This is a genomic window from Enterobacter cloacae complex sp. OE43NF, from assembly GCF_023544405.1.
GTDB classification, from domain to species: Bacteria; Pseudomonadota; Gammaproteobacteria; order Enterobacterales; family Enterobacteriaceae; genus Enterobacter; species Enterobacter cloacae.
Genome location: NZ_JAMJFW010000078.1, coordinates 1 through 11,528, shown reverse-complemented (window position 1 = coordinate 11,528; position 11,528 = coordinate 1). Strand labels below are relative to the sequence as shown.

The 11,528-nt window shown below is 55.9% G+C and carries 10 protein-coding genes; 2 read left to right on the top strand and 8 right to left on the bottom strand.

Annotation, left to right across the window (positions count from 1 at the left end):
- Window positions 1–87 precede the first annotated feature (87 nt).
- Complete coding sequence (locus tag M8370_RS22075) at window positions 88–348, bottom strand: DUF2534 family protein (protein WP_013097997.1); 261 nt, start codon at window positions 346–348, stop codon at window positions 88–90.
- A gap of 202 nt (window positions 349–550) precedes the next feature.
- Between M8370_RS22075 and eco the strand changes: the two genes are divergently transcribed.
- Window positions 551–1,060, top strand: coding sequence for a serine protease inhibitor ecotin (gene eco, locus M8370_RS22070; RefSeq protein WP_029883097.1), 510 nt, complete (start codon window positions 551–553; stop codon window positions 1,058–1,060).
- A gap of 135 nt (window positions 1,061–1,195) precedes the next feature.
- On the opposite strand, the gene mqo is transcribed toward eco, so the two are convergent.
- The gene (gene mqo, locus M8370_RS22065; protein WP_020690675.1) at window positions 1,196–2,845 is read right to left on the bottom strand and encodes a malate dehydrogenase (quinone); all 1,650 of its coding nucleotides are present in this window, start codon (window positions 2,843–2,845) and stop codon (window positions 1,196–1,198) included.
- Between the two features lie 188 nt (window positions 2,846–3,033).
- Here mqo and M8370_RS22060 point away from each other — a divergent pair, with 188 nt between their 5' ends.
- A complete protein-coding gene (locus tag M8370_RS22060; RefSeq protein WP_250021736.1) occupies window positions 3,034–4,323 on the top strand; it encodes a SulP family inorganic anion transporter in 1,290 nt (429 codons plus the stop codon).
- On the opposite strand, the gene mgtE is transcribed toward M8370_RS22060, so the two are convergent.
- The 6 genes from mgtE to M8370_RS22030 all read right to left on the bottom strand — a co-directional run.
- The gene (gene mgtE / locus M8370_RS22055; RefSeq protein WP_013098001.1) at window positions 4,286–5,722 is read right to left on the bottom strand and encodes a magnesium transporter; all 1,437 of its coding nucleotides are present in this window, start codon (window positions 5,720–5,722) and stop codon (window positions 4,286–4,288) included. The two genes, M8370_RS22060 and mgtE, sit on opposite strands and share 38 nt — an antisense overlap.
- 148 nt (window positions 5,723–5,870) lie before the next feature.
- Window positions 5,871–7,514, bottom strand: coding sequence for a multidrug ABC transporter permease/ATP-binding protein (locus M8370_RS22050; RefSeq protein ID WP_128311504.1), 1,644 nt, complete (start codon window positions 7,512–7,514; stop codon window positions 5,871–5,873).
- A 69-nt stretch (window positions 7,515–7,583) separates the two neighbouring features.
- On the bottom strand, window positions 7,584–8,240 hold the full coding sequence (gene alkB / locus M8370_RS22045; RefSeq protein ID WP_013098003.1) for a DNA oxidative demethylase AlkB: 657 nt from the start codon (window positions 8,238–8,240) through the stop codon (window positions 7,584–7,586).
- The gene (ada, locus tag M8370_RS22040) at window positions 8,240–9,298 is read right to left on the bottom strand and encodes a bifunctional DNA-binding transcriptional regulator/O6-methylguanine-DNA methyltransferase Ada (RefSeq protein ID WP_250021735.1); all 1,059 of its coding nucleotides are present in this window, start codon (window positions 9,296–9,298) and stop codon (window positions 8,240–8,242) included. The genes alkB and ada overlap by 1 nt, the downstream gene beginning before the upstream one ends.
- Window positions 9,299–9,370: 72 nt before the next feature.
- Entirely contained in the window at window positions 9,371–10,426 is a 1,056-nt protein-coding gene (gene apbE / locus M8370_RS22035) for an FAD:protein FMN transferase ApbE (protein WP_250021734.1), read from the bottom strand.
- Window positions 10,427–10,541: 115 nt separating this feature from the next.
- Window positions 10,542–11,528, bottom strand: a 987-nt coding sequence (locus M8370_RS22030; RefSeq protein ID WP_250021733.1) for a porin OmpC, incomplete at its 5' end; no start/stop codon positions are given.

Below are 11,528 nucleotides of genomic sequence, written 5' to 3'. Positions count from 1 at the left end.
CTATTTAAAAACCAGCCATATGGCTGGTTTTTTTGTGCACAAAAAAAGCCAACCCGCAGACTGGCTTTTGAGATCGCAAGTGAACGCTTAGTGCTTATCACGCCCGCCAAGGAAGAAAATACCCAGCGGAATGGCAAGCAGGACGGTGAACACCAGGCTGTAAACGAAGATCATCGCCGACTGCAGGACATACATGCTGGTCGTCCACGCAGAGAGTGGAATGTTGTACTGTTCGATGACGCCGACAATAGTTGCCCGGCCCACGCAAGCGGCCGCAATCATAAACACAACCAGCAGCGCCAGGAGGAACTTACGGCCTTCAGGTGTTTTCAGTTTTGCACGAATCATCTCTCTTCCCTTTACAGATGAATAACATTATGTATGCCTTAAAATAACACGATCTGCCGCCAGACTCCACCGAAGTACAAACCACCACAAAAATGGCACTGCATTAGCTAATTACACTGCTTTTATTGAAAATGTAAGTAAATCACGCTAATCATTCATGGGCGTTATGCTAATCTCATCAGGATGGTTTTGACATAAAGGAATGACTGTGAAAAACGCACCTAAATTTGCCCTTGCCCTGATCGCCGCCGCGTGCGTCAGCACCAGCGCCTTCGCAACTGAAAGCCAGAAGGTACAACCTCTGGAAAAAATCGCGCCTTATCCGCAAGCGGAAAAAGGCATGAAGCGTCAGGTGATCCAGTTACCGGCTCAGCAAAATGAAGCGAATTTCAAAGTGGAACTGTTGATCGGCCAGACGCTGGAAGTGGATTGCAACCAGCATCGTCTCGGCGGACAGCTGGAAAGCAAAACGCTGGAAGGCTGGGGCTACGACTACTTTATCTTTGATAAAGTGACGTCACCGGTTTCCACCATGATGGCCTGCCCGGATGGCAAGAAAGAGAAGAAATTCGTGACCGCGTATCTGGGTGATAACAGCCTGTTACGCTACAACAGCAAGCTGCCAATCGTGGTGTATACGCCGGAAAACGTGGAAGTGAAATATCGCGTGTGGAAGGCGGATGAAAATATCGGACAAGCGGTAGTACGTTAAGAATAAGTCGGGTGGCGGCTTCGCCTTACCCGACCCGGAATGGGTGTGCTCTGGTGCCCTCACCCCAACCCTCTCCCACCGGGAGAGGGAGAAAACACTAAAAACGGTAACGGATGTTACCGTTTTGCTTTTACCTTACAGCGCGATATCCGCCACCGGTTTGTTTTCTGCCTGCGGCTTCAGCTCCGCTTTTGGTGCAGCATCAGCAGCCTGCGGCTTAACGTATTGCAGCTGCAGCACGCGGCTGGTGTATTCCAGCTCCTGCTCCGTCGCGTCCACGTTACCGTTCAGCTTCGTACCGTAGGATGGAATAATCGTTTTCAGCTTCGCCTGCCATTCCGGCGTGGCGACTTTATCTTTAAACACTTTTTCCATCAGGTGCAGCATGATAGGTGCAGCGGTAGAGGCACCAGGGGAAGCCCCCAGCAGGGCGGCAATAGTGCCGTCTTTATCGCTTACCACTTCGGTACCCAGACGCAGCACACCGCCCTCTTTCGGATCGCGTTTGATGATCTGTACGCGCTGACCCGCCTGCCACAGACGCCAGTCTTCTTTCTTCGCCTGCGGATAGTACTCTTTCAGCGCCTCGAAGCGTTCTTCATCAGAAAGCATCACCTGGCTAATCAGGTATTTCACCAGATCGAAGTTATCCAGCCCGACATCCATCATTGGCTTCACGTTTGAGGTGGTGGTTGCGCTCAGCAGATCCCACAACGAGCCGTTTTTCAGGAACTTAGTGGAGAAGGTTGCAAACGGCCCGAACAGCACCACACGCTTACCATCAAGCATACGGGTATCGATGTGAGGAACGGACATTGGCGGCGCCCCCACGGAGGCCTGACCATACACTTTTGCCAGATGACGGTTCACCACTTCCGGGTTTTCCGACACCAGGAACTGACCGCCCACCGGGAAGCCCGCGTAGTCGTCCGCTTCCGGAATACCGGACTCCTGCAGCAGTTTCAGCGCCGCACCGCCCGCACCAATAAAGACAAACTTTGCCTTGATAACGTGCTCGGCTTCGTTGTTTTTCAGATCGGCAACGGTCACGCTCCAGCTGTTGTCAGCGTTGCGCTTAAAGCCACGCACTTCGGTGCTGAGCTGCAGATTGAAGTTCTCTTTTTTCTTCAGAGAAGCCACCAGCTGACGGGTGATTTCGCCATAGTTGACGTCAGTACCAATCTCAGTACGGGTTGCCGCCACCTTCTGGTTCGGGTCACGACCTTCCATCACCAGCGGTGCCCACTCTTTGATCTGCGCGTGATCTTCAGAATATTTCATGCCGCGGAACAGCGTGCTCTGCTGCAGCGCCGCGTAGCGCGCGCGCAGGAAGTTCACATTCTGCTCGCCCCACACAAAGCTCATGTGCGGCACGGTGTTGATGAAGGAGTGCGGATCGTGCAACACGCCGCTGTTCACCTGGTGAGACCAGAACTGGCGAGAAATCTGGAATGCTTCGTTGATCTCTACCGCCTTCTCGATACTAATGGAACCGTCCTTTTTCTGCGGCGTATAGTTCAGTTCCATGAGTGCCGAATGTCCGGTACCGGCGTTATTCCAGCCGTTTGAGCTTTCCTGCGCCACGCCATCGAGGCGCTCGACCATGGTCATTGACCAGTCCGGCTGAAGCTCTTGCAGATAGGTTCCCAGCGTGGCGCTCATGATGCCGCCGCCAATTAAAAGGACGTCCGTTTCCTGCTCTTTTGGTGCGTCAGCTTTCGCCGCCATTGAGACGGTGTTCAGCCCCACGGCCAGAGAAAAGAGCATGGCAGTCATTTTTTTCATAATTTTGCCTTAGTTGAGTAGTGCTTGAAGCGTGGAAATTGCAGGTGAAAAAAGCTGCGGGGGGAACGGTAGCAACTTTTAAATATTGTTTAAAGGTTACGAAATTATTGTAATTGTGAAATTTAATGATGGATTGTTTGTGTGGGATTGCCGGATGAAACTGGCAAGGCGCGGTATTTCTGGTTACTATGCTGCACTTTGTGATCGCGCGCACGGAAGCCCGCCCTAATCTGCGAATTGTTATGTCATTACCCCATGCTTCTCTTTCCCGTGAAGACCAGGTCGCCACGGTGCTGCGTTCCCCTCAACTGCTGCTACGCGAAACGCTGGCAGGCGTAATTACCGCTCTGGCCCTCATTCCTGAGGTGATCTCCTTTTCCGTGGTCGCAGGCGTTGACCCAAAGGTCAGCCTGATTGCCTCTGTGGTGCTGTGTCTGACCCTTTCAGCGTTCGGCGGTCGTCGTGCGATGGTCACAGCAGCTGCGGGCTCCGTCGCGCTGGTGATTGGCCCGATGGTGCATCAGCACGGGGTGCAGTACATCCTGCCGGCGGTCCTGATGGCGGGGATAATCCAGATTCTGTTCGGCGTGTTCGGAATGGCGCGCCTGATGCGCTTTATTCCCCAGTCGGTGATGACCGGTTTCGTAAATGCGCTGGGATTGTTAATTTTCTTCGCACAGGTTCCCCACTTCTGGAGCCGCAGCCCGCTGATTGTGGGCCTGTTCGTGCTGACGCTGCTGATTGTGCTTTGGGTGCCGCGCTTTGTTAAAAGCATCCCGTCACCGCTTATTGCGATTGTACTGCTCACCCTGTTCACCGTTACCAGCGGACAGGTTCTCCCGACTGTGGGGGATGAAGGTTCTATGAGCAGTGGTTTGCCAGGGATGACGCAGCTGCTCGTCCCGCTGAATATGGAAACGCTCAGCATCATCTGGCCATGCGCGCTGAGTATCGCTTTTGTCGGCCTGCTGGAATCACTGCTGACGGCAAAACTGGTGGATGAACTGACCGCGACGACGTCCAGCAAACGCCGTGAAAGTATCGGCCTCGGCGCAGGGAATATTCTTGCCGGGTTGTACGGCGGGATCGCGGGCTGTGCCATGATCGGACAAACCATTGTCAACGTGGAGATGGGCAAAGGTCGCAGTCGCGTCTCAACTTTTGCAGCGGGCATGGTGCTGCTGGTGCTGGTCACCGCCCTCAGTGAGGTGATGGCAAAAATCCCTATGGCCGTTCTGGCCGGGATCATGGCGATTGTTGCCATCAAAACGTTTAACTGGCACAGCCTTCAGCCTGCCACGTTAAAAAGTGCGCCCATTGCCGAAACGGTTGTGATGCTGATTACCGTTGCAGCAACGGTTTCAACCGGTAACCTGGCCATTGGCGTGCTGGGCGGGATTATTGTGATGGCATCGCTTCCCGCCCGGCTCAAGCGTCGGCTTAAAGAAGAAAAATCGTTGCAAGCCCAAGAAAAATAAAGAAACCGCCGGTATCGGTGATGGCGGTAATCATCACGCTCGACCCCACCGCGGGGTCGCGCCCCAGTTTGGTCATCGTCAGGGGGATAATGACCCCCATCATGGAGGCCACCAGCAGATTCAGCACCATCGCCAGCATCATCACCCCGCCTAACGCCATATCATCGTACAGCCACCAGGTAATGCCGCCCATAATGCCGCCCCACACCAGGCCGTTAATCAGCGCCACCCCCATCTCCCTGAAGATCAGGAAGGCGAAGTTACCCGGCTGAATATTCTCCAGCGCCAGCGCGCGGACGATCATGGTAATGGTCTGGTTGCCGGTGTTGCCGCCAATGCCGGCCACAATCGGCATCAGCGAGGCCAGCGCGACCAGTTGTGAAATGGTGTGTTCAAAGCCGTCGATCACCCGGGAGGCGATAAATGCCGTGCAGAGGTTAATGGCGAGCCATGCCCAGCGGGTTTTCACTGCCTTGCCGACGGAGGCGTGGACGTCATCTTCGGCGCTGATCCCGCCGAGCGCACGTAAATCGTTATCGGTCTCTTCGTAAACCACGTCAACGATCTCATCGATGGTTAGACGCCCCATCAGTTTACCCACAGAATCTACGACCGCCGCGCTCACAAGGTCGTCACGTTCGAAGGTACGGGCCGCTTTTTCCGCGTCGTCTTCCGGGGAGAAGACCATCGGCTCGGTTTCCATCACCTCACTCACCCGCCGTTGGGTGCTGTTGAGCAGGATCGTTTTAAGCTCCAGCTCGCCAAGCAGGGTTTTATCCCGGGAGGTGACGAACAGTTTATCGGTGTTGTCCGGCATGCTGCCCAGGCGACGCAGATAGCGCTGCACCGTACCGAGAGTCACATCCGGGCGCACCATGATGACGCCAAACTCCATAATGGCGCCCACGCTATGTTTGTCATAGTGCATCACCTGACGCACGCGTGCCCGCTCTTCCGCAGGCAGCGAAGCCAGCAGTCGCCCGGTCAGGTTTCGCGGCAGGTGCTGAACGAGGTAAATCTGCTCGTCAATGTCCAGCGTCTGCAGGGCATCGAGGATATCCCGGTCGCTCATCTCATCAATGAGATCGTCCCAGACGTTTTCAGAGGCTTCCAGCAACACCTGCCCGCGCTCATGATCCTGCACCAGCCGCCACAGGGCGTGACGCTCTTCCGAGGGGAGGGCTTCCAGGGTATCCGCCAGATCCGGCGGAGGTAAATGAGCAACCAGCGCACCTACCTCAGCAATATCGTCGGCCAGCGTGCCGACATCATATTGCTCAGCCAGGGTCAGTTTGCCCAGTAACGCAGAGGTGACCGCTTTATCCGTCGTGAGGAGCCAGATGAGACGCGCACGTTCCTGGTCGCGCTGCCTGGCACTGTTTTTCTTTAAAACCGACATTAATCATAAATCCATGAAATAAGTTGGCTTTAAGCATAGCGCGGAGATATGTAAATAAGAATAAACAACGGGGCGGGATGGAGAAAAAATCGGCATAACATGCACGATTTATCCCCTCTCCCCGTGGGAGAGGGTTAGGATGAGGGCTTCAGGCCGTGCGCGCCACCGCATCGCGAGACGCCGCATCGCGCTCTTCACCGGTCAGTTCGCTCAGCTTGCCGTCACGCATCTCCAGCAGCCGGTCGGCGTGAATGAAGTAGTGATCGTCATGGCTGATGGCAAAGATGGTTTTGCCCATCGCCTGCATCAGCGGCAGCAGCACCTGGTAGAACTCGCGGCGGAAATGCGGGTCCTGATCCGCCGCCCACTCGTCCAGCAGAATGATGTCGCGCTCTTCCGCCAGGGCCAGCAGCAGCGCCACGCGCTTTTTCTGGCCTTTCGAGAGCTTCAGGTTGAGGATCTTGCCGTCCTGCAGCTCAAGCTTGTGCGACATCTGCAGATGCGCCAGCCACTTCTCCACCAGCGCCGGGTTAGCCTGTTGCCCTTCCGGCCCCAGCAACTGATCGAAGAGCCAGACATCGGTGAATACCGCCGAGAACAGCTTGCGATAATCCTCAGGCTTCTCTGCGTTGAGCGCGCGGCCATCCAGCAGAATGTCACCCGATTGCGGCTGATATAACCCCGTCAGCAACATCGCCAGCGTCGATTTCCCGCTGCCGTTACCGCCAATGAGAAACAGCAGTTCGCCGCGATGAATCGTCAGATTGACCGGCCCCACGGAAAAGGCGTTGTCCTGGTAGCGGAATGTGACGTTACGCAGTTCCAGCGTTTGCCAGTTCGGGAAGGCCTGAGGGCGCGGGAACTCCGCTTTGAACGGCGCAAGGTCGAACTTTTTGAGCTTATTAAACGCCACCTGCGCGCTCAGCAAGGTGGGCAATGCGCCGACGGCAGAGAGCAGCGGTGTGCGCAAAAACAGCAGGGTCAGGGAGTAAGTTGCCGCTACATTGGTATCGGCCCAGCCCAGGCTGTTGGCCATCCAGAAGACCAGGCCAATCGCGCCCAGCATCATAATGTTCGACCAGTTAACCGCGCTCAGGTGGAAGGTATCGGCACGGATAATATGGTGCCGGTATTCACGCGCGTCCGGGATGTAGAGGTTGTTGAAGATATGCTCGGCACGCTCGCGGTTCAGGGTCAGCTCTTTACGCCCTTCCAGTACCGTCTGGTAATCGTTATAGAGTTTGTCCTCGGTTTCACGCAGTACCGCCATGTGTTTGTAGACGCGGGAAACCAGCAGAAAACCGCCCCAGATGGTGATAGTAATCCACAGTGCCGTAACGGCCAGCATCTTGCTGGAGAGCCAGGCGAGATAGGCCGCCGAGCCAACGGTCAGGATAATGCCCTGCACCAGCTCTGGCAGACGGACAAACGCAATGGTGATGGCGCGCACGTCGCTCGTCAGTCCCGCCAGCAAAGAGGCACTGCCGAGTTGCTCGACGCGCTCCACCTGGGTATCCAGGATCCGCTTGATAAACTCGCTGCGCAGGCGGAAGACGAAATGATGCCCGAGAGCCGTCAGCGCCAGCTGGGAACCCAGCGTGACCGCCATCAGCAGCAATAATAGCCCCAGAAATTCCGGCAGAACGGACAGCGAGGTGTCGACCATTTCGATCAAACGCACGTTGATGAAGGCGATAAGACCAATACCTAATGCGGCGCTAGCAAGGCTTAGCGCCATTACCGCAATAAAGGGCCAGCGATACTGACGCCAGACAAGAAGAAGTAGTTGCATGCAGGCAATCCGGACAATAAAAATCAGCCAGCAGTGTAAACTGCCCTGCGTTTACATCAAGAATAATTCTTATTTTTGTTTGCCTGGCGCGGTCTGGCGGAAAGTCAGGTTAAAGCGGAACTCGCCCGTCTGCGGATGGACGCCAGGCTTCAGTGGCTGAATGCCGTGGTAATAGAGCCGCGACTCCCTGCCCCACACCACCACATCCCCATGCTCCAGCATCAGACGCTGGAGAGGATCGTTGCGGCGTAATCCGCCGAACTGGAATATGGCGGGTAGACCCAGGGATACCGAGACGATCGGCGCACGCAGATCGGGTTCATCTTTATCCTGATGCAGCGAGAGTTTCGCCCCAACGCCATAGCGGTTGATAAGACAGGCATCCGGTTGAAAATCGGGATAGGTGGCCTCGACGGCGGCATCATGGCAGAGCGCCTGAAAAACCGCAGGCATGGGCGGCCAGGGCTTGCCGGTGACGGGATCGTCCGGGGCATAGAGATAGCCCCGTTCGTTGGTTGCCCATCCTGCCGTACCGCAGTTGGTCATCGCCACCGACATGGTGTAGCCGCCAGGCGTCACCATATGTCGGAATGGCGAAACGGCCGCGACGTCCTGGATCCCGGCCAGCAGCGCCGAGGCCCGGGAGAGTGCAAACCGGCGCAGGATCACTGCGCCAGGCGCTAGCGGCTCCTGCCAGGGTTCTGCATCCGCAAAGAGATCGAGCATTATCCCTCCTGATTCCTGGACTCACGTTTCAATAATAGCGCCTTTCGTTCCGTCCCCCAGCGATAGCCCGAAAGCGCTCCGTCCTGGCGTACAACACGATGACAAGGGATGACGATCGCCAGTTTATTTGCGGCACACGCTGCGGCCACCGCACGTACCGCGCCAGGTTTGCCAATCGCCTGCGCCACCTGCTGGTAGCTGGCTGTTTCACCGCAGGGAATATTGCGCAGGGCCTGCCAGACCTGCTGCTGGAAAGCGGTTCCGCGAATATCCAGCGGCAGAGCCAGCGGCACGCCACGGTTATCGATGGTATGGATAACCTGAGCAATACGTCGGGCAAATTCGCCTTCCAGCGGCGCGCGCTCCGCGTCCGGAAACAACGACAAAATCTCCTGGGTGACTTTGGCATCATCATCGCCCAGCAATATTGCGCAGATCCCCCGCTCGCTTTCGCCCACCAGACAGCGGCCTAAGGCACACTCGCTGATGGCATAGCGCACTGCGACATCCCCTTTACGGTACTGCTTTGCCGTCATGCCCAGCGCGTCGTTGGCTTTACGATAGTAGCTGCTGCTGTCCGGAAACCCTGCCGCCAGCACGGCATCGGTTATTTTATCCCCGTGGGCAAGCGCATTGCGCAGGCGCTGTCCCCGCGCTGCCTGCTGCCAGGCTTTTGGCGTCATCCCGGCTACGGATTTAAACAGGCGGTGAAAATGGAAAGGACTCATGGCAACCTGCTGCGCCAGCATTTCCAGCGTTAACGCGGGATCCTGCTCCAACAGGCGGCAGGCGCGCTCCACTTTTGCCAGCTTCTCTTCCTGCGGGTCGCGTTTGTCCGGTCGGCAGCGCTTGCACGGCCGAAACCCTGCCTGAACAGCATGGTGCACATCGGGGTAAAAGTGGACATTTTTACGCAGCGCGTGTCGGGCGCGACAGGACGGACGACATACGATCCCTGTCGTCAGGACGGCAAAGACAAATTGTTCGTCAGCACGCGGATCACGGGCCAGCACGGCCTGCCAGCGATCCTCATCGGTCATATAAGTCGGGTTTTTCATCATCGGCTCCTCTTACAAGCATACCTACAGCTTGCCTGAGCGCCAGCAATCAAAAACCCGCAACCTTGCTTTTTAATTCTTTTCGCTCACCAGGAAGCTGTCGAACTGCGGTGAACTCCAGGTCTTAAAGCCGTCGGCCTCTTTGGTGATCATATATACCGCCAGCCCTTGCTGGCGAACCACCTCTTTGGCTTTCTCAGTACCGAGCACCATTAACCCGGTATCCCAGGCATCGGCTTCAAGCGCCGTCGGGGCAATCACCGTAACCGAGACCAGATTATGCGTAATGGGTCGCCCGGTCTGGGGGTCAATGACATGCGAGATCCGCTTCCCGTCGAGCTCGTAATAGTTACGGTAGCTGCCGGAGGTGCTGATGCCATGGCCGTTAATATCGACAATTGCCTGCACCGCATTTTGCTGGTCGGTCGGTTTTTGAATCGCCACACGCCACGGTTTGCCGCTGGCGTTCATCCCCCGGCTGACCAATGCGCCACCCACGGAGACCAGATAACGCGGGATGCCTTCCTGAGCCATCAGTGCGGCCAGATGATCCGCCGCATAACCTTCCCCGACTGTCGACAGGTCAACAAACAGATCGGGGATGTCTTTTTGCAGATACTGTTGCCCGTACTGGTTGATCACCGTCAGGTGCTGAAGCCCTGTCCGGGCGCGGGCGTCGTCAATGGCCGCCTGATCGGGGGTGGTCACCGGCTGCTTATTTGGGCCGAATCCCCAGAGGTTAACTAACGGCCCCACGGTCACGTCCATCGCACCGTGGGTTTTATAGCCCACGCGCATCGATTCGGTCACGATATCGGCCATCTCCTCGCTCACCGGCCACAGGGACGTGCTGGTAGAGAGGTTAAAGCGCATCAGCGCCGAGTCGTTTTTGTAGGTGGATAGCAGCTGATCGTCGGCATCCAGCTGAGACTGAATTTTGCCGCGAAGTTCTTCTGCGCGTGCTTTATCAAGGTTCATTACGCTGACGCGCCAGAATGTCCCCATCGTTCTGCCTTCCAGCACCGTCGCCGCTGGCGCGTCGGTGTGTGCCACAGGCGTGGAAGAGTCACATGCGGTCAGGAAAAAAAAGGTTGCCAGGACGCTGGCGCGTAAAAAAGTCATGTCCATTCATTATTATCCTCATGCCAGGGCGGCAAGAGTACACCAAAACGCGGGAATTGAAAGGCCTTAAAAAAGGCAATAAAAAGGGGCCAGCCGGCCCCTTTGTTACACTGAAAAGCGATTAGAACTGGTAAACCAGACCCAGTGCTACGATATCGTCAGTGCTGATACCTGCGTTACGGGTGAACTCTTTGTCATCCAGCAGGTTGATTTTGTAGTCCACATAGGTAGACATGTTTTTGTTGAAGTAGTAAGTCGCACCAACATCAACATATTTCAGCAGATCCTGATCGCCGTAACCGTTTTCCAGATCCTTACCTTTGGACTGCAGGTAAGCCACGGATGGACGCAGGCCGAAGTCGAACTGGTACTGAGCAACCACTTCGAAGTTCTGCGCTTTGTTAGCCCAACCCAGGTTACCTACGCGAGTCGCGTTATAGGTCTGAGTATACTGAGCAGCCAGGTAGATGTTGTTAGCGTCGTATTTCAGACCGCCAGTGTAGGTTTCAGCGCGGTCGCCATTACCGTAAGTCAGATCGTTCTGGGAGCTGGTACGCTTAGAGCTGGACACGGCAGTACCGATACCGAAGCCTTCGCCCAGGTTATAAGTGATAGAACCGCCGACGCCGTCACCGTTCTGACGCAGTTCAGTACGACCATTGTTAGTCTGGTCTTCACCGCTTGCGCTACCGTTTTTACCCTGATACTGAACGGCGAAGTTCAGGCCATCAACCAGGCCGAAGAAATCGCTGTTACGGTAGGTCGCGAAGCCGTTACCACGCTGCTGCATGAAGTTGTCAGAACCGTAGGTGTCGCCGCCAAATTCTGGCAGAACGTCGGTCCAGGAAGTCACATCGTAAACAACACCGTAGTTACGACCGTAGTCGAAAGAACCCGCGTCACCAAATTTCAGACCGGCGAACGCCACACGAGTCCAGGAGTTGTTTTCGTTCTCACCAGAGTTACCCTGAATCTGGTATTCCCACTGGCCGTAACCGGTCAGTTGATCGTTAACCTGAGTTTCGCCTTTGAAGCCAAGACGCATGTAGGTCTGGTCGCCATCCTGACCGTCGTCATCAGAGAAATAGTGCAGACCATCGACTTTGCC

Coding starts and splice junctions, on each gene's coding strand:
- M8370_RS22075 (WP_013097997.1), bottom strand. CDS start 348: ATGATTCGTGCAAAACTGAAAACACCTGAAGGCCGTAAGTTCCTCCTG.
- eco (WP_029883097.1), top strand. CDS start 551: ATGACTGTGAAAAACGCACCTAAATTTGCCCTTGCCCTGATCGCCGCC.
- mqo (WP_020690675.1), bottom strand. CDS start 2,845: ATGAAAAAAATGACTGCCATGCTCTTTTCTCTGGCCGTGGGGCTGAAC.
- M8370_RS22060 (WP_250021736.1), top strand. CDS start 3,034: ATGCTGCACTTTGTGATCGCGCGCACGGAAGCCCGCCCTAATCTGCGA.
- mgtE (WP_013098001.1), bottom strand. CDS start 5,722: ATGTCGGTTTTAAAGAAAAACAGTGCCAGGCAGCGCGACCAGGAACGT.
- M8370_RS22050 (WP_128311504.1), bottom strand. CDS start 7,514: ATGCAACTACTTCTTCTTGTCTGGCGTCAGTATCGCTGGCCCTTTATT.
- alkB (WP_013098003.1), bottom strand. CDS start 8,240: ATGCTCGATCTCTTTGCGGATGCAGAACCCTGGCAGGAGCCGCTAGCG.
- ada (WP_250021735.1), bottom strand. CDS start 9,298: ATGAAAAACCCGACTTATATGACCGATGAGGATCGCTGGCAGGCCGTG.
- apbE (WP_250021734.1), bottom strand. CDS start 10,426: ATGGACATGACTTTTTTACGCGCCAGCGTCCTGGCAACCTTTTTTTTC.